This window comes from Verrucomicrobium sp. BvORR034 (genome assembly GCF_000739635.1).
In the GTDB taxonomy this organism is placed as follows: domain Bacteria; phylum Verrucomicrobiota; class Verrucomicrobiia; order Verrucomicrobiales; family Verrucomicrobiaceae; genus Verrucomicrobium.
In genome coordinates this window covers 1-17,241 of record NZ_BATQ01000020.1, presented here as the reverse complement: position 1 = coordinate 17,241, position 17,241 = coordinate 1, and the positions used below count along the sequence as shown (strand labels likewise).

General features: G+C 60.4%; 15 protein-coding genes and 1 pseudogene. 3 read left to right on the top strand and 13 right to left on the bottom strand.

Going from position 1 to position 17,241, the window contains the following annotated elements; translation table 11 throughout:
* Window positions 1-20: 20 nt before the first annotated feature.
* Genes BV034_RS04455 through BV034_RS04425 form a run of 8 tightly spaced genes read right to left on the bottom strand, consistent with a single transcriptional unit; the run spans window position 21 to window position 8,350 of the window.
* On the bottom strand, window positions 21-2,486 hold the full coding sequence (locus BV034_RS04455) for a heavy metal translocating P-type ATPase metal-binding domain-containing protein (protein ID WP_050024528.1): 2,466 nt from the start codon (window positions 2,484-2,486) through the stop codon (window positions 21-23).
* A 36-nt stretch (window positions 2,487-2,522) separates the two neighbouring features.
* Window positions 2,523-3,206: a sulfite exporter TauE/SafE family protein gene (locus BV034_RS04450; RefSeq protein ID WP_050024526.1), complete on the bottom strand. Its 684-nt coding sequence runs from the start codon at window positions 3,204-3,206 to the stop codon at window positions 2,523-2,525.
* Window positions 3,193-3,354 (bottom strand): hypothetical protein, encoded by a 162-nt coding sequence (locus BV034_RS35640; RefSeq protein WP_157210724.1) that lies wholly within the window; start codon window positions 3,352-3,354, stop codon window positions 3,193-3,195. Before BV034_RS35640 ends, BV034_RS04450 begins: the two co-directional genes overlap by 14 nt.
* Window positions 3,320-4,750, bottom strand: a complete 1,431-nt coding sequence (gene ccoG / locus BV034_RS04445; RefSeq protein ID WP_050024524.1) for a cytochrome c oxidase accessory protein CcoG — start codon at window positions 4,748-4,750, stop codon at window positions 3,320-3,322. Before ccoG ends, BV034_RS35640 begins: the two co-directional genes overlap by 35 nt.
* A 22-nt stretch (window positions 4,751-4,772) precedes the next feature.
* Window positions 4,773-5,384: a cbb3-type cytochrome c oxidase N-terminal domain-containing protein gene (locus BV034_RS04440; RefSeq protein WP_050024522.1), complete on the bottom strand. Its 612-nt coding sequence runs from the start codon at window positions 5,382-5,384 to the stop codon at window positions 4,773-4,775.
* A 5-nt stretch (window positions 5,385-5,389) separates the two neighbouring features.
* Entirely contained in the window at window positions 5,390-5,710 is a 321-nt protein-coding gene (locus tag BV034_RS04435) for a hypothetical protein (protein WP_050024520.1), read from the bottom strand.
* 15 nt (window positions 5,711-5,725) lie between these two features.
* Window positions 5,726-8,128, bottom strand: a complete 2,403-nt coding sequence (ccoN, locus tag BV034_RS04430) for a cytochrome-c oxidase, cbb3-type subunit I (RefSeq protein WP_050024518.1) — start codon at window positions 8,126-8,128, stop codon at window positions 5,726-5,728.
* Between the two features lie 27 nt (window positions 8,129-8,155).
* Window positions 8,156-8,350, bottom strand: coding sequence for a hypothetical protein (locus BV034_RS04425; protein ID WP_050024516.1), 195 nt, complete (start codon window positions 8,348-8,350; stop codon window positions 8,156-8,158).
* A gap of 113 nt (window positions 8,351-8,463) precedes the next feature.
* Between BV034_RS04425 and BV034_RS04420 the strand changes: the two genes are divergently transcribed.
* The 3 genes from BV034_RS04420 (at window position 8,464) to BV034_RS04405 (ending at window position 12,513) form a co-directional block, all read left to right on the top strand.
* Window positions 8,464-9,450 (top strand): 2-hydroxyacid dehydrogenase, encoded by a 987-nt coding sequence (locus tag BV034_RS04420; RefSeq protein ID WP_050024514.1) that lies wholly within the window; start codon window positions 8,464-8,466, stop codon window positions 9,448-9,450.
* A gap of 1,668 nt (window positions 9,451-11,118) precedes the next feature.
* Window positions 11,119-11,337, top strand: coding sequence for a hypothetical protein (locus BV034_RS04410; protein WP_050024510.1), 219 nt, complete (start codon window positions 11,119-11,121; stop codon window positions 11,335-11,337).
* 30 nt (window positions 11,338-11,367) lie between these two features.
* Window positions 11,368-12,513, top strand: coding sequence for an ADP-ribosyltransferase domain-containing protein (locus BV034_RS04405; RefSeq protein ID WP_050024508.1), 1,146 nt, complete (start codon window positions 11,368-11,370; stop codon window positions 12,511-12,513).
* 724 nt (window positions 12,514-13,237) lie between these two features.
* Here the strand turns inward: BV034_RS04405 and BV034_RS04400 are convergent.
* The 5 genes and pseudogenes from BV034_RS04400 to BV034_RS04380 all read right to left on the bottom strand — a co-directional run.
* On the bottom strand, window positions 13,238-13,630 hold the full coding sequence (locus tag BV034_RS04400) for a hypothetical protein (RefSeq protein WP_050024506.1): 393 nt from the start codon (window positions 13,628-13,630) through the stop codon (window positions 13,238-13,240).
* 153 nt (window positions 13,631-13,783) lie between these two features.
* Window positions 13,784-14,839, bottom strand: a complete 1,056-nt coding sequence (locus BV034_RS04395; RefSeq protein WP_050024504.1) for a transposase — start codon at window positions 14,837-14,839, stop codon at window positions 13,784-13,786.
* A gap of 17 nt (window positions 14,840-14,856) precedes the next feature.
* A pseudogene (locus tag BV034_RS04390) lies at window positions 14,857-15,156 on the bottom strand (hypothetical protein); the annotation flags it as partial.
* A gap of 582 nt (window positions 15,157-15,738) precedes the next feature.
* A complete protein-coding gene (locus BV034_RS04385; protein WP_265592617.1) occupies window positions 15,739-16,311 on the bottom strand; it encodes a hypothetical protein in 573 nt (190 codons plus the stop codon).
* A gap of 17 nt (window positions 16,312-16,328) precedes the next feature.
* On the bottom strand, window positions 16,329-17,241 hold a 913-nt coding region (locus tag BV034_RS04380; RefSeq protein ID WP_265592616.1), incomplete at its 5' end, for an RHS repeat-associated core domain-containing protein.

Genomic DNA, 17,241 nt, shown 5'->3' with positions numbered 1-17,241 from the left:
TGGGGGGAAGTCTTCCCCTATTATGATATCGGAACTGGACCCGTCCTGCGACGCATCGTTTGCTCCATTTCCCTCCGTTCTTGCGTCCGATTTGGCACAAATGTCCCTGAGCGTGCGCGGAAAGTCGCCCCCACCAGCCCCAAGGTAACCAATGAACTCAGCGGCATGAGCACTGCCGCCAGCAGCGGGCTCATCCATCCTGACAACGAGAGGGCCACCGCCACAGCGTTGTAAGCCAGGGCAAAGGCCAGCACTCTCCGCACAGCCTGGGAGCGCACCACCGCCATTTGAAGGAGTTCCGGCATGAACCGGAGGCAGTTCCCCAGGAAGTAAAAGTCTGCGCGATGCTCCAGGAAATTCCTCCCAGTGACCGGGCTGCCCGCACACAGCGCCGCCTCCAGCGCCAGCACATCGTTGGCCCCGTCTCCAATGTAGAGCGTGTCTCCGTGGTTCATCTGCCTCACCCGTGCCGCCTTGCCCTCCGGCGTCATCTCCGCCTGCCAGTGAGTCACAGGGATGTGCAACTGCCCGGCCACCGCAGCGACCTTGGCCTCCCGGTCCCCGCTCAGCAGGTACAGCTTGCAACCCCGCTGCCGCAACGCCTCACACGCTTCCACAGACTCGGGCCGCAGGGAGTCGGTGAATCGGAATCCCGCGAGCCATCTGCCATCACAGGTGAACCACGCGTCGGATGGCTTCACAGGCTCTCCCGCACGGGACCCCACCTCCGCCCAGCCCGGCCGCCCCAGCGCCCACACCCGGCCGTCCAGGCCGGTCCAGCGCAGTCCCTGGCCTGCTATTTCCTCGATTCCGTCCACGCTCGCCGCATCATCGAACGCAGCATCTGGCCCCAGCGCATCAAAGAGACTGCGGCTCACCGGATGCAGGTTACTTGAAACAATCTTCCGCAGGGCTGCCCGGGCCGCGGGTGTCATACCCGTCACCTCTGCGGGATTCGCCAGCACCGGGTTCTCCATGGTGAGGGTGCCTGTCTTGTCGAAGATCACCTTATGCACTTGAAGCAGCCGGGCCCACAGGCTGCCCGCCCGCACAAACACGCCCAATCGCACCATGCGAGACGCCGCCAGGTCATCGGCAAACGGCACCGCCACTCCCAAGGCGCAAGGGCAGGAGACGACAAAGACGGAGATCATGACTTGCAGTGCGGTCACCATCCCATGCCCGGTGAACCACCACACCGCCGCCCCGATCACTCCCAGCGTCAGCACCACCATGAGATACCCGGCCAGGAAGCGACTGGAGATCGCGCGAGATCCCTCCTGCCCGGTGGCCGCGTTCAACCGGCAGAGCAGCGACTCTTTCCACGCCTCTACGGCCCGCACCTCCACCGGACCCAGACCGATGTTGACCGCTCCCGAAGGCACGGCTTGCCCAGCACTGCGCTCCACGGACGCGCTTTCCCCATTGATCCACTCCAGGCTTAGCGAGGCCTCAGAGGAGGTCAACACACCCCCCACTGGACAGATGCTGCCAGAAGGCATCCGCAACACGTCCCCCACCGCCACCTCATCCAACGCCGTGCGTTTCTCCAGCCCAGCACCCTCCACCACCCGCACCCAACCCGGCACAGCACTTGCTGCCAGGAGGCGGCGGCGGTTGCGCTCCACCATGCCCTGCTGCAGCCAGCGCCCTGCCAGCATGAGAAAGACAAACACGCCCACGAAGTCGAAGTACTTGAGCCCCGCCTCCCCCGCCAGCCAGCCCGCCATAGAGCCCAACCAGGCCAGCCCGATGCCCAGGGCAATAGGGGTGTCCATGTGCAGGATGCCCTGCCGCAGGGAGTTCACACTGCGCTCCATGAAATAACTCCCGCCCACCAGGACCGAGAGCGTGGCGGAGCAGGCGGCGATGATGTCAAACCAGGAGGCAAAGAGGAAGTCCGGCCGCATGCCCAGGTAGCCCGGCAGGGAGAAGGCCATGGCATTCATGGCAAAGGCGCCGCAGAGCCCCACCCGACGGCCAAACCCCGCGGACTGCACGGAGGTGTTTCCACGCTCCCCCGCCGGCCCCACCAGATAGCCAAACTGCTGGAGCCGCCTCGCGTAGGCGGGCAGATCCCAGCCGCCCGCCTGCCACTCCAGATGCGCCTCGCCCCGGGCCACGTGCACATCCAGATGCATCGCGCCGGGCTCGCTGTGAAAGACCTTTTCCATGAGCCACACACAGCCCACACAGGTGAGCCCCTGCACGGCCAGATCCATGCGCGCCGTCCCACCGGGTCCGGCGGCTGCCTCCGCCGCCGCCACCTGCTCCTGCAGCCATTCATCATCCCGGGCCCGCAGGGCATCAGGGGCCACCGGTGGCAACGCGGTGCCCCCGCGTAATTCATAGAACTTGCCCAGCCCTTCCGTCACCAGCAGCTCATGCACATAGGCACACCCGGCGCAGCAAAACCGGACATCCAGCGCCTGGGATGGCACGGGCGTGCCGCAGTGCTGGCAGAGGGGGGCGGTATCGTGTTTCATGATGAATCAAGCCGGGACGAGAGGGTGGCATTCCATTCAGTGACAGCAGCTCACCTCCGCCGCCCCGGTGAGCGTGTCGCGAAGACGCCACACCATCACCAGCGTGGCACACAGGGCCAACCCACGCTGGAGGCGGCGCATCTGCAATGGGGTGAGGCGGAGATTCAGGAGGCGCAACTGCGTCTGGGCCAGCAACAGGAGCGGCAGCGTGCCCAGGCCAAAGGCGGCGGCAAACTCCGCCCCGCGCAGAGCGGAGCCATTCGCCAGCGCCAGGCCAAACATGAGATACAGCGGCCCGCACGGCAGCAGCGGTGTGGCCATGCCCAACAGCGAGGCGCGGGCCAGACCGCCCCGGTTGGCGGCCCAGGCGCGCACGCGGGCCATGGGCCGTGTCAGGAACAGAGGCTTGGGCAGCCAGCGCTCCAGCCCCAGGGCGACGAAGGCAAACATGGCCACCATGAGCCACGGCACCAGCAGCCCCGGCCCATGCTGGAACAGTCGCAGCGGCAGCGTGCCCACCGCCCCGGCCACCGCGCCCACCAGGGCATAGGAAACTAACTTGCACGCATGATAGGCGGCCGTATTGCGCAGGAAACTCGACGACGCCCCACCCCGCCCGGTGGCCCAGGCACAGGCGAGCGGGCCGCACATGCCCACACAGTGCAGACTGGTCACCAGACCTGCCACGAAGGCACCTGCCGTGGTGTCAATGCTGGTCATGGACGACGGGGGACAGTGGCACACTCTGCGGCGCGTGACGCACCGCCACGACGATGAGGCCCGTCCACATGGTCACGAGCAGCACAAAGGCCGCCACCACCAGCAACCAGGGCCTAGCGGAGATAGTTTTGCGGATTGAGATATTCATCGTTTTGCAGTCGGGGATCTGGCCCGAGAAATTCCAGCTCCCGCGCCACCTGCGTCCGGCCGTCTGGCTCGGTCGAGATGGAGAGCTGCGTCTTGATGGGCCCGCGGAACTGGTCCTTCGGCAGGGTCAACACCACGGTCTTCACCACCTCGCCGAGTGCAGGCACCTGCACCGCGTCAGCGGCATCGGTCAGACGCAGGCCCTCCGGCGCATCTGGAGCCAGGGCCACCCGGTAAACCGCGGGCTGGGGCCGCTTGTTCACGAGTCGCAGTTGAAACTGGTTCCGGATCTCCCCGTTGTTCACGAAGTATGGGGCGCCGGTCAGCCGGTTCAATGAAACCCCCACCGGCTTTACCGCCAGCAGGGAGAGACTGCACACGATCATCCCACAGACCAGCAGCAGCCCGTAGAGCACGGTGCGTGGTCGCACCCACTTCGTGCGCCCGCCTTTGAAGGCGGCCAGGGAGTCGTGGCGGATGAGGCCGGGTTTGCGCCCCACTTTGGCCATGATATCATCGCACGCATCCACACAGGCGGCGCAGCCGATGCACTCCAGTTGCAGGCCGTTGCGGATGTCGATGCCCGTGGGACACACCTGCACGCAGCGCTGGCAGTTGATGCAATCGCCCGCGCCCGGGGTGTTCACCTTGCCCCGCGGCTCGCCCCTCGTCTTGTCATAGCCCACGTTGACCGTGTGATCATCCGTGAGCGCCGACTGAAGCCGGCCATAGGGACAGAGAATGATGCAGAACTGCTCCCGGAACCAGCTGAAGGCGAAGTACAAGGACGCGGTGAGAAACGCCACCACGCCAAAGGCCAGCCAGTGCTGCGAAGGCGGCCCCTGCATCATGGCATAGAGCTGGCGCAGCGAGACGAAGTAGGACAGGAACACATGCGCGATGAAGGCGGAGAGCAACAGGTAGATGCCGTGCTTGAACACCCGGCGCAGCACCTTCCCCACGGTCAGGGGTGCCTCTTCCAGCCTCCGGCGGGCCGGGCCATCGCCATCGATCCAGCGCTCCACGCGACGATAAACATGCTCCAGAAACACCGTGTAGGGGCAGGTCCATCCGCACCAGACGCGGCCCATCACGGCCGAGACATAAAAGAGCGAGAAGGCGACCCCCGTGACAAGGAAAAACCCCAACCAGAGATCCTCCGCCGCCAGCACAAAACCCAGGATGTGAAAGCGTCGGTGGGCCACATCCAGGAACACAGCAGGGCTGCCGTTGATGGGGATCCAGGGCAGCAGGATGTACACCGCCAGCAGCAGCACCGCCGTGACCCGACGCCAGAAGGTGTACCGCCCCCGCACATCGGCCGGCTGCACCGTGCGCCGGGATCCATCCGGGGCAATGGTGGTAACGCTGATGAGGTTGGGCAGGGAGCGGCTCATGTTGTTTCAGTTATCCCACAAATCACTGGGCACCCGTGGCAGGGGCCGCGGCCATCCAGGTCGGCTTGTCGTTCGGATCCACCGTGAAGGTCTCGCCTTCCTGGTGATGACTCAGCACGTAAGCCAACACCTCCAGCACCCGGGGCAGACCCAGCTGCGGCTCCCAGGCGGGCATGCCTTTGGACACGTCCGGCGAACCTTTGCGGATGACTTTCAAGATCTCCGAGGGCTGACCGCCGTGCTTCCACACCTTGTCCGCCAGAGAGAGCCCCGGCAGCCCGGGACCACCCGCGAGAGTGGGCCCATGGCAGGCCATGCAACTGGCGGCATAGGTGGCCTTGCCCGACTCGATCGCCTTGACATCCTTCGCCATCGCCCAGAGCTTGGCGTCATCCAGGGACTCCAGCTGCTTCAGCCGGGCGGCATCGATCTGCGCCATGGCGGCGTGCATGCGCTCTTCATCCGTGGGGATGAGCTGGAACTGGTAGTAGGCCAGCCAGTAGATGACGAAGAAGGCAATCGCGATGTAGAAGGTGAAGAGCCACCAGTTCGGCAGCTTCTGGTCATACTCCTGAATCCCGTCATACACATGCGGCCGGAGTTCAGGCGTGTTTTCCTCAGTGGACTTGGACATGGGCTTCAGTGCGTAGGCGTGTGCTGATGAGAAGGGGCATGGGAATGGGCGGACTCATGCGAGTGGCCGCCCTCTTTGCGACGGCACCCCGGACAGCGGCGGCAAGTGTCGGAACACCCCGCCCCCTCATCCTGCTTTTCCAATGGCAACTCGGTGGCAGGCACCAGCAGGGGCTCATCCAGCGGCAGCGCCGCCATGTGGGCCACCAGCTCTTTCCGCGCCAGCAGGGCCCGGATGAAAGCGACGATGAAAACGGCAAACGTCAGGATAAAGGCAATAACCGGAACGAGGTCATGCCAGTGCTCATGAATGATGCGTCGGAACATGGGATGATAGGGCGGTTAGTTGGGCTGGCTGTTCTGGGGCACGGTCTGCGCTGTGCGATGCTTGTCCGGCAGGGCCGGCACCACGGGGAAGGGTTTCTCATTCCATGGCGTCTCAGCAGGGCGCTCTTCCGGTGCCTCGGACTGGCCCACCTTTTGCAGATAGGCGATGAGTGCCACCATCTGGGAGTCCGGCAGGGCAAAGGCACCCGCCTTCTTCAGATCCGCGGCAATGGTGATGCCCTGCTCAATGGCCTGCTGCTGGATCTCATCCCGGCTCATCGCAGGGTATGGCACCCCCAGGCGCTGCTGCACGGCGATCTTGGCCGGCAGCGCCTTGATGTCGGTCTTCTTGTCCAGCATCCAGGCGTAGTTCGGCATGTTGGAGCCAGGGCTCACGGCACGCGGATCCTTCATGTGGTTGTAGTGCCACACGTTGGGATACTTGCCGCCGATGCGGGCCAGATCCGGGCCGGTGCGCTTGCTGCCCCACTGAAAGGGGTAGTCATAGATGCTCTCCCCCAGGCGGGAGTAGTCGCCGTAGCGCAGCACATCCGGCACCATGGTGCGGATCATCTGCGAGTGGCAGTTGTAGCAGCCCTCGCTCACATAAAGGTCACGCCCCGCCAGCTCCAGCGGTGTGTAGGGCTTCTGGATGCGGTCCTCCACGTTTTTCGCCCGGTTCACCGTCACCGTGGGCAGGATCTGGATCACCCCGCCAATCGCCACCGCCACCAGGGTGAGCACACTGAAGGGCAGGTAGTTTTCCAGCAGCCGGTCATACCAGTAGCCCCAGGACTTGCCACTGGCCTGAAAGCGCTGCACGCCCAGCCAGCAGAGGATGACACCACTGATCAGCGCCGCCAGGTTGGCATAGCTGGGGAGGAAGAACCACGCGCACATGAAGGCCAGGCCGACCACGGTGAAGATGACGGGATCGTTGTTCACCACCTCCTTCCAGCTCATGCGGTCTTGGTTGGAGGAAACTTCCGCATGCACCTCGCGGCTCTCCACCACGGGGTGCCCGCTGCGGATGGTGCGCCACAGGTTGTACCCCATGATGAGGAATCCCGTGAGGTAGAACAACCCGCCCAGCACGCGCAGCAGCATGAGGGGGCGGATGGCATTGAGCGTCTCCACAAAGTTCGGATAGGCCAGTACCGTGCCGCCGTCCGTGGTGGCATTCAGCATGAGCCCCTGCATGACGCCGGAGACCCACATGGAGGCCACGTAGAAGAGAATGCCCACCAGGCCAATCCAGAAGTGGAAGTTGGCCAGAGCCACGGAGTGCAGCTTGGTGCCCCAGAGGCGCGGCGCCATCCAGTAAAAGAGACCTGCGGCCATGAAACCATTCCAGCCCAAAGTACCGCTGTGCACGTGCCCGATGGTCCAGTCCGAGTAGTGGGACAGGGAGTTCACCACACGGATGGAAAGCAGCGGCCCTTCAAAGGTGGCCATGCCGTAGAAGGTGATGGCAGCCACGAAGAACTTGATCACTGGATCGGTGCGCAGCTTGTCCCACGCTCCGCGGAGCGTGAGCAGGCCGTTGAGCATGCCGCCCCAGGACGGGGCCCAGAGCATGAGGCTGAAAAGCATGCCCAGCATCTGCAGCCAATGCGGCAGGGAGGTATTGAGCAAATGGTGCGGCCCCGCCCAGATGTAGATGAAGACCAGCGACCAGAAGTGAATGATGCTCAGCCGGTACGAGTACACGGGCCGCTCTGCCGCCTTCGGCAGGAAATAGTACATGATGCCCAGGATGGGTGTGGTGAGGAAGAAGGCCACCGCATTGTGCCCATACCACCACTGGACCAGACCATCCTGCACCCCGGCAAACACAGGATACGCATGCGTCCAGGAGGTGGGGATCTGCAGGTGGTTCACCACATACAGCATCGTCACCGTGATGATGGTGGCGATGTAGAACCACAGCGCGACATAGAGCGAGGGCTCATTGCGCCGCTTCAGCGTCCAGAAGAAGTTGATGGCAAACACCACCCAGATGAGCGCCACCGCGATGTTGATGGGCCAGATGAGCTCCGCGTACTCCTTGCTGCGCGAGTAGCCCAGCGGCAGCGTGATCGCCGCCGCCAGGATGATGAGCTGCCAGCCCCAGAAGTGAATGCGCGAGAGCAGATCAGACGCCGTGCGAGTCTTGCACAAGCGCTGCGTGGAGTAGTAGATGCCGGCGAACATCATGTTCCCCACGAAGGCAAAGATCGCGGCATTCGTGTGCAGCGGGCGCAGCCTGCCGAAAGTGAGCCACGGCAGGTCGAAGTTCATCTGCCAGTAGTTGAGCTGCGAGGCCACCACCACTCCCACCAGGAGGGCCACCGCCCCCCAGATGACGGAGGCCAGCATGAAATGGCGCACAGTGCGGTCTTCGTACTCGATAACGACGGTCTTGGTGGGGGCGTTCATGATGAGAGAAAAGGGACTGGAGCCGGATCAACCTCGGGCTTGAGGGTGGGTTCCAGGTGCAGGCGCACGACGCGGAGAGCCCGAATCATCGAGAGGCATCAGCGCATCCTGCTCCACACTGCGGCGGGAGGCCCGATGGCTGCCGAGAAAGAGCACCACAAAGAACACCGCCAGCAGCAGGCTGAGAAAGAGGGTGACGGCGAGCACTTCCATGTGCTCCATGATCCGCCAGCGGGACCTCTGTCGCTCCGCGCATCTTGGCCAAGCCGCCCCGCATCTTGCTTCATCAGGGTTTACCGCTGGCAATGTGCCTGATGTACGGTAAGGGTTCCCCCATGAGAACAGCCGTCTTCAGCAGCAAAAGCTACGACGAGGATTTTTTCACTCTGGCCAATGCGGACCAGGCCCATGAGTTCACCTTTCTGGCCGCCCGGCTTGATGAGACCACGGTGGATCTCGCCAAAGGCCACCTGGCGGTATGCGTGTTCGTCAACGATGTGGTAAATCAGGCCGTGCTGGACCGCCTTGTCTCCCACGGGGTGCGGCACCTCGCCCTGCGCTGCGCTGGCTACAACAATGTGGACCTGAAACACGCCAAGTCTCTGGGGCTCTCCATCGTGCGGGTGCCTGCCTACTCCCCACACGCCGTGGCCGAGCATGCCGTGGCCATGCTCCTGGCGCTCAACCGCCATCTCCACAAGGCCTACAACCGCGTGCGCGAAGGCAACTTTGAACTGCGCGGCCTCCTGGGATTCGACCTGCATGGCAAAACCGTCACCGTGGTCGGCACCGGCAAGATTGGCGCCCTCTTCGCCACCATCATGCGCGGCTTCGGCTGCCGCATCCTGGCCGTGGACATGTACCGCAATCCCGTGGTGGAAGAGCTGGGCGGCACCTACGTCTCCCTGGAGGAGGCCCTGCCCCAGAGCGAGGTGGTCAGCCTGCACTGTCCTTTGACTCCTGAAACCCACCACCTGATCAACGAGAGCAAGCTCTCTTTGCTCAAGCCAGGCATGCTGCTCGTCAACACCGGCCGCGGCGCCCTCGTGGACACGCAGGCCCTCATCGAGGGGCTCAAACGCGGCATCATCGGCGGCCTGGCCCTGGATGTGTACGAGGAAGAGGAAAAACTCTTTTTCACCGATCACTCCGGCGAGGTCATCACCGACGACGTCTTCATGCGCCTCACCACCTTCCCTAACGTCCTCATCACCGGCCACCAAGCCTTCTTCACCCATGAAGCCCTCATGGGCATCGCCACCACCACCCTCGGCAACCTCACCGCCCTCGAGCGCGACGGTGTGTGCGCGAATGCGGTTTGATGAAATGATTCTTGGTGCTGAGTGCTTGGTTCTTGGTTGGAGCGCAGTTGTATCACGTGTAGCCCCGCTCCCCAAGGAGCGGCGGTTTGTGCTTCAAGCACAACCGCCGTCAGGAGAACAGAGGGATTCCGCTTCCTCAACAGCCTAAACGCATCCACGCATCGAGTTGTATCCAGGAGGGTGCACCATCAACAAAGCCAGCTTGGGATCTGACTGGCCTATTGCTTGAACCGTTGGAGATGGGACAAATTGAACCGTATGTTGAGGCAGCCAATATCATGATCGCCGGGCTCCCCCTCTACGCATTCCTACCGATACTGGCAATCCTCCTTGCTTGGTCCGCCTGGATGTTCGGAATACGCTGCTTCCTTCGAAAACATGGAGTTGAGCCGGTCCAGATAAAGTTCCTCTACAAGGGCACGGAAATGATCGAAGACGCAACGCGACTGCTAGACTTTTGCCGGGGACGACATCGACTTCCAAAGTCGTTCTGGGTCTTCACGGGCGGGATGGCGACAACAGCAGCAGCCATGCTTGTCCTGTTGGCACGGGTTGCAGCCTTCGGTCGAGCGTGAAAACGAAATCTTCGACCGAGAGCATTGGGGTGGCCACAACGGATCCAACGCTGCCCCGTAGTTCAGAGAAAGCTCTTCCTCGAAGAGGATGCGGCTACAAGCCCGACGTTGGCGAGCTTCCAGCGAGCCTACGTCGGGTACCGGGTGTCAGGGCCTCTACTCCGAAGGAGTTGTGGCGGTCTGACCGGCAGTCTCATCCTAAGTCCCTTGGCAGAACGAACCTCTGGCACGCGACTGGGGTGGCCGCCAACGAACCACCTGGAGCTGGCCGACTAAGTTCGAAGCTGATCCCCAGCGGGGATCTCTACCACAGCCCAGTGGTTGGACGAGCCTTAAGCGAGTCAACCCTGGGTACCTCCGCAGAGGAAGATCAGGTGGGAAAGCCGACAGCATCCGTTTTCTCCCCACCGCCATCAACACCTCCAAGTCAGCCTCCCCTTATTCCTTGGCCAGAATACGACAAGACAGAATATGGCAAGACAGGCTCTTGCGAAAGAAACTGCCTCCCCCGCCCCTCAATAAAACTCAGGTCTCACGTCTTGTGTCTTGCAGTCTTGTTTCTCCCGCGCAGCGGGTCAGTCGCTCAACTTTCCCCGTAACCCCCTCCGCCAGACGGCGAGAGTGTAGGTGCGAGCCTTTCACCCTGCCCTCCGTCATGTTCACGCCCTCACCAACGTCTCCCCGGGTATCCGACTCGAGCTCGAATTCCACCCCGATCGCCCCTCATGACAAAAACATGCAGGAGCTGAGGGATCACATCGGAAAGCGCAGCGTCGGAGGAAGGTTCGTTGCCTGGGTGAAAAACAAGGATGGCCTCTCTCAGAAAGAAAAGCACTACCACAATCTTTTTCAAAAGGACCTCAAAGCCAAGCTGGGCAGCGACGAGGTGGTGAAATCAACCTGATGAGCTGGAAATTCTTTACCCGCCAAACCACACCTTCAAGGTGGTCGGACGGGTCGGAGAGATCGATCACTCCATGTCGATCGACACGGGCAATGACGCCCAGAAAGCCAGCGTAGGATCGGCTTGGATCACGCTGGAATAGAAAATTTGCCTGCCGCTTTTCAACCCTGCATCTTTCCACCACCCACCATGAACATCACCGCCCCCAGCACCCCTCCCCTTCCCCTCACGCCCGAGGAGGAAGCTCTGGTCGAGGAATCAAAGAAATTCTGGGAGTCCATGAAGGATCGCCCCCTCGTCTCCAAGGAGCTCCAACAGAGGGCCGCTGACGAGCCCGCCGAATTGGCACCCCGTGACCATGACGATCAGGGCCGCGCTGACGATGGCGATGACGCCCCACTCATCTAGAGCCTCGACTCCGCTCTCGCTTTCGCCTCCATGAACAACGCCACCGCCGTCACCACCCGTGCCACTGACTTTGGCACGACGACCGGTGCCCCACCCGATGATCGCATCCGGGGCCTGCGTGACCATCTCGGGAAGCGCAGTATCGGAGGACGTTTCGTCGCCTGGGTGAAGAACAAGGGCGGCATCTCCCCCAAGGAAGCACACTACCAGAAAGTCCTGACCGAGGCGCTCAAAGACAAGCTGGGCAGTGCTGAAGCCGTGCAGAAGGTCTTCGACGAGCTGGACATCTCAACGAGCAAACCACTGAGCGCCCGCAAGCTCGACCGCATCATCAACAAGGCGGACCGGATGCTGCAGAAGCTGGAAACAGACTACCAGCAGCAAGTCGATCCCGGCGTGACGTTCAGCGATTCTGCCCTGGCCCTCCGGACCAGCATTAGGAATCAACTCAAGGGAGGCGCAGAGGAAAACGCCATCGCCGCCCACGAGATCCTCCGAGCGCTCAATCTGAAAGAGAACGAAGAGGTGTCCCCAGAGCACGTGGCCCTCGCTCAGAAGCTGGTCCAGAAATACGAGGATTGCCGCAATACCGCCCTCTACAAGGAACTCATGAGTCCGGAGACCAAGTTTCCGGAATACTTCGGCTCCACGTTCAAACGCATCATCGCCAACGGCTGGGATCCCCGTGCGGACCGCCTGTCCACGGAGGAACTCATTGCCCTGCACACCTACACGCAGAGCGATTATGTGCAGATCAACGAGGAGCTTCGCGGCAAGCGCCCGATGACCACCTTCACCCGGACCATTACCGACCTGGCCGTTCAAGGAATGAACAAACTGCCCGAGTACGATGGGCGGGTGCTGCGCGGCACCAACCTGCCCCTCGGCAAAGACAAAGCCTGCGTGCGCGGAGCCACCATTGTGGACGCCGGCTTCACCAGCACCTCCGCCGGCGGCCCCTTCCCGGGAACCCACCAGTTCGTCATCAAAAGCAAGGGCGGACGCGACATCAGCTTCCTCTCCAAACACCCTCAGGAAAAAGAGATCCTGTTCCCGCCCAACCACCAGTTCAAGGTGATCGATCGCAGCGGCCTGGTGGACTACAATTTCCAGGTCAACGACGACAGCCCACCCGCGACCCCAGATGTGAGTTCCGCGCTGATCATGCTGGAATAGCGGCGCTGTAGTTTCCCATACCCATCAAAGCACGACAGGACGGGCCATCTAAATAGCTGCCCCCCCTCTCATCTTAAACTCAGGTCTTATGTCTTGTGTCTCCCGCGCAGCGGGCCATGCCGAAGGCATCCCAGAAGGTAGCCGGAGGTCGCGGGAGCGTAGCGACCGCCACCTCCGGTAGAATCAAAAATACCCACCGACCCCGAAGCGGGTCGCAGAAATCACCTACTGCTGAAGCGCAGCCCAGATTCCCCTCGCATCCTAAAATGCTCATCAAGATTTGTCGCCTGCCCCTATTTTCCCGCTGTACGAACAAAGAAGAAGCAGAAGACCCAAAGAAGCACCAGGAATGATCAACCCCCATGTGACATCAACCCAATGTCCAAAAAGATAGATCGCGTCTTTCTCATTGGGAAAGAGATAAAGATACAAGGCGACGATGCATCCTGCTGCCAGCAGTGAACCGCCCACAAGGCGAAAGCAACTTCGGAGGTTCATGTCAGTCAACGGATTGGCGTCCACTGATGATATGCTCCATCATCAGGCACTCCAACCATAGGCCGTATTCCAGCACTGCGCCATGCCGAATTGCCCTGGCACGATTGCGGTGAATGCGCACCACGCCAAAACTAGAATTCGATAACTCATTGGCATTGTCGATCCGTTGACACCGTTCCCAATACAATGGGCCATGCAAGGCATTCAGGCGCACCGACACACCCCCCTACTGCCGAGCAAATCGAATGGACACCGTCCTGAATCCCAGGTCGACCACCTTGTTGGATCGGCTCTCATAAAGAAGAGGCACCTGAACGTGCTGCTTGCAAACAAGCCTCAACTGGCCTTGCACGATGATCTCATCCTTGGTGCGCTTCTTGATAACCCAGCCGCCTCCAACCACACTTGTCACTTTGGGGCCATCAGAGCTTTCTGCAAAATGGCGAATGATGGCAGCCTCGACGGCAGCTTGCAGATCGGCATCAAACAACGGACGCCATCCAGAACGCACGGTGACGTCACTGACCGCAAGACTCTGCGCGGAACTCACTGCGCAACCTGACAGCACCAGGCAAACGAAAATGGCCATCGCCTGCAATAGGACTGATTTGAACTTCATAGGCTTGTCCTTGATTCCGCTCTTACAAACGCAGCCTCTTCCTTCTTTTACTCGAAGCTGCCTGGAAAACTAACGGCTCCCGGTGGACCTGTCACCAGAAACTCGAGAGCAGGTTGTCCCCGACGGTCTCAAGCCGTGGTCTCCAACCACGCCTCACACCACCCCCACCCGTGGCGCACGAAACGTGAACATCCCTGCAAAACTCCCGCCTCTCATCGGCCGTGCGCCCTGCTTTCGTCGCGGATCGAATTGCTCGCGGTGAACGTCGAAGAACGAATCAACAAACGACCTCCGCCCCAACGCCACCCCAGCGGTGAAGTACGTCACCCGATGACGCAACGTCTCGGCCAAAGTCAGCTTGCCACTTTGCCCACGAACTTGCTCCACCACTTCACGCCGGATGCCCTTGCGCACCACCTGACTGTCCGCCCCGTCGCCATCTCGAACCTCCTCGCCCTGGCCAAAGAGCCACACACGATACTCCGAAAGCACCTTCTCGGGCTTGGGCATCCGCCTCTGCTCCACCGGCAGACTGGCCTCGTGCGCCCGATGCTCCCGCGTGATCGTGTCCAGGGCTGACAACGCCTTGCGACCACCCGCCACCGCCTCGGCATAGCTACACCAACGGTAGTCCTTGGGATCCTGCATCAGCCCCGCCCGCACCGGATTGAGATCGATGTACGCACTCATCACCGAGAGCGTCGCCAACTCCCCTTCCAGCAACACGCTGGTGAAGCGCTCCTCCCAGAGTGTCCCTTTGCGTTTCTCCCTCTTGTTGAACCACAAGCTAAAGCGCTGTTTCAGCTCTTTCATGAACTGGCTCACATCCCACATGCGCATCAGGTACTTCTCTTTGAGATCATCCGCCGACTGATCATGCCCCTGCTTGCGAAACGTTTCGAGCGCCTCCTTGATCGCCCTCACCGCCGGCTTGGAGTAGATCAACGCCACCTGCTTCAACAGCCAAGCATCCGAATACACCTCCCCTTCAGGCCGCTTCTGCACCTCCACCATGATGTGGAAGTGATTGGACATCACGCAATAAGACAGCACTCGCATTTGGCAGAACCCCTCATAGGCCCGCATCAATCGCACAAACTGCTCTTTCTCCTCCGGCCCAAACGCCAGTCGCCTCTCCACCACCCGAGAAATGCAGTGGTAGTACGCAACCGGAACCATCGGATCGGCAAAGAAGCGGGGAGACGCCATGCCACGATGTCGATCATTCACGATGGATCGTCAATTTCTTTTCTTACAAATAGCCTGTCTATTTGTACTGCTGCGCCACGGGTGCCCTCTCCGGGCCAGCGTTCTGACTGCACGGTGACATTGCCCACCGCATCATAAGTCCACAGGAACTGGGCCTGCAGGGCGTCGGCGCTGGTGTAGGTCTGGCGCGATTCCAACCGGCCCAGGTCGTCATAGGCGTTGTACTGCCACAACCCATTGGGCTGGGTCTGGGCCACGGCCCGGCTGGCCAGGTCATAATGATAGACCGTGGTGCGCCCGCCCTCAGTCACCGTGAGCGGTTTGCCCTGGCTATAGTCGCCGGAATAGCTCGTCTTCTGACACTACATCAAAAGGACCAGAGGCCGGCTTGATCAGTGGCAATGGTACATGTGGAGCCCTCCAGCGCCCGCCAATCGCGAATGAGGCTGACTGAAATGCTGCAAAGCATTGCCGACAATCCATTCCTGGAGAGACCGCATCGACGAGAGCCGCGATGCAAGAAACGACGGCCCAAGAACTACCAACTCATGAGCAAACCCAAGCACGAAATGAGGGAGACTCCGCACCGGCCCAGCGCCAATTCCGGAAAAAGAATGCGGCTTAACCTCAATGTTTCATAATACATCGAACCATTGGCCGTCAAACCCCTGCTGCATGGGCAACGGACAGCATTTTGGCCTCATTTCCAACTCTCACCTTTGGTGAACGTTTGGAAATGGCAAAGAACCCCGCGTCGTGGCGGTCTGCGCCTTGTTGCAGGAGGGTTCCCCGACAATTGGCCTCTGCAGAGGTCGGATTTTTTGAAACTGGGGAGTTAAGTCAGTGCCATTCTTGCCCGTCTATTTGTACTGCGCCAGCCTCCCTCCTTGCACTTCAGGTCACGCACCGACCGCTCCAAACGGATCACTATCGTCTTTCTCTTCGAGCACCGTTTTTTCCCCCTCTTTGAGGCCACAGATAGATAGCACCTGGAAAATCAGCGGCTGGGCGTTCGGGTTTTGAATCCGGAAGACAATACTTTTAACCTTCTCTCGGCGCACCACAGTATCATCCCCAAAGATCGAGAGTTGCCTAGATTCACCTTTGCTTTCGAAAGTAATTGTCATTGTGGAGGCAGTTCCAGGCGACAATTCCGTGTTGGAGTCAACCTCTGCTACTACCGCTACCTGCTTAAGTCCCTTCAAAAATCTAACTAGCTCGGCACATTCCTTTTCTTCACTCTGTCTAACGAAGTCGATTCCCACCATTTTTCCATCGATTTTGTATCCCCCTTCAACAGAGATGCTAAAACGATCATTGAAGGAAAGAAACTTGGTTAGAAAAAGCTCTTCACTACTCGTATCGGCGTTTTTTTTGACTGAGCCAGCATTGTCAGAACACCCTGCCCCAATCAGAACCGCCATCAGCAATACGACGCAACACGGATTCCAACTTGAATGCTTACAGTTCATAGTCTTGAAAGTAAATGCTATTGCGTATCCTGCGGAGCCCGAAACTCGCTTCCCCTCTCACGATCTTTCGGATCAATCCGTCCATTCACTATCGGGGTGCCCGAGACCCCTGAAGGAGTGTGATACATGGTTTGGCCATAAGCAACAACTTCGACATTCTTTCCCGCCTGCTTCGCGACCTCATACAGGCCCTGGAGATATGCTTTCGCTGGCCCTCCCGTTCCTCCGTTCCCACCATCACATGCACAAAGTACCACCGTTGTTTTGCGATCAGATGGAAAAGTGCTCACCAAACTTTTCCAATGCGGCGATTCTGGAGTCAGAGGTTTGTTGTGAAACTCTTGGACAAGAGTTAGATCTTTCTTTGTAGGCCAGTAGGCAAAGGTTGAGTGGTCGTTGATGAAGACTCGCGTAGCCCCAGTTTCTTGGAATGCTTTCGTAATCATTTCCGGATTGGCAAGGTGCTGGACATTGCCGTTCCTGTCCAAGACAGGATCGCCCTTCGAATCAACAATTACTCCGATATTGATTAAGTTGGTGGTATAGTAGCGACCTGAGTCTCTAAACTGATCACCTCCTGCGGCTTGCCTGCGTTGACCTTGGTCCGAACCGTCGTACAATACGATAGTCGGAACATTCGTCTTGGACACTTCCCACTCTTGTCTCTGAGCCGGCTGCTCCGGCTTTGTGACAGTTTTGGTGTCCAACCCCTCCGGATCAAAGCTCGTCCAAGGATTCTGCCGCACGTACGCATAGACGTTGGGGCCATCCACAAATCCCGCCGGGTCGCGGCTCAGCCACACGCCGGTCTCAATGTCACGGTAGCGGAACCCTTCGTTGAGCAGCCCGGTCGGATCTTCCTCTTTGGTGTTGGCCCGCTGCCGGTCCGGGTTGGTCCCCGTTTCCACCGGCCGCTTGCCATAGGCTTCG

Bases quoted from the DNA above. Each gene is read 5' to 3' on its own strand.
- BV034_RS04455 (WP_050024528.1), bottom strand. From the start codon at position 2,486: ATGAAACACGATACCGCCCCCCTCTGCCAGCACTGCGGCACGCCCGTG.
- BV034_RS04450 (WP_050024526.1), bottom strand. From the start codon at position 3,206: ATGACCAGCATTGACACCACGGCAGGTGCCTTCGTGGCAGGTCTGGTG.
- BV034_RS35640 (WP_157210724.1), bottom strand. From the start codon at position 3,354: ATGAATATCTCAATCCGCAAAACTATCTCCGCTAGGCCCTGGTTGCTG.
- ccoG (WP_050024524.1), bottom strand. From the start codon at position 4,750: ATGAGCCGCTCCCTGCCCAACCTCATCAGCGTTACCACCATTGCCCCG.
- BV034_RS04440 (WP_050024522.1), bottom strand. From the start codon at position 5,384: ATGTCCAAGTCCACTGAGGAAAACACGCCTGAACTCCGGCCGCATGTG.
- BV034_RS04435 (WP_050024520.1), bottom strand. From the start codon at position 5,710: ATGTTCCGACGCATCATTCATGAGCACTGGCATGACCTCGTTCCGGTT.
- ccoN (WP_050024518.1), bottom strand. From the start codon at position 8,128: ATGAACGCCCCCACCAAGACCGTCGTTATCGAGTACGAAGACCGCACT.
- BV034_RS04425 (WP_050024516.1), bottom strand. From the start codon at position 8,350: ATGGAGCACATGGAAGTGCTCGCCGTCACCCTCTTTCTCAGCCTGCTG.
- BV034_RS04420 (WP_050024514.1), top strand. From the start codon at position 8,464: ATGAGAACAGCCGTCTTCAGCAGCAAAAGCTACGACGAGGATTTTTTC.
- BV034_RS04410 (WP_050024510.1), top strand. From the start codon at position 11,119: ATGAACATCACCGCCCCCAGCACCCCTCCCCTTCCCCTCACGCCCGAG.
- BV034_RS04405 (WP_050024508.1), top strand. From the start codon at position 11,368: ATGAACAACGCCACCGCCGTCACCACCCGTGCCACTGACTTTGGCACG.
- BV034_RS04400 (WP_050024506.1), bottom strand. From the start codon at position 13,630: ATGAAGTTCAAATCAGTCCTATTGCAGGCGATGGCCATTTTCGTTTGC.
- BV034_RS04395 (WP_050024504.1), bottom strand. From the start codon at position 14,839: ATGGCGTCTCCCCGCTTCTTTGCCGATCCGATGGTTCCGGTTGCGTAC.
- BV034_RS04385 (WP_265592617.1), bottom strand. From the start codon at position 16,311: ATGAACTGTAAGCATTCAAGTTGGAATCCGTGTTGCGTCGTATTGCTG.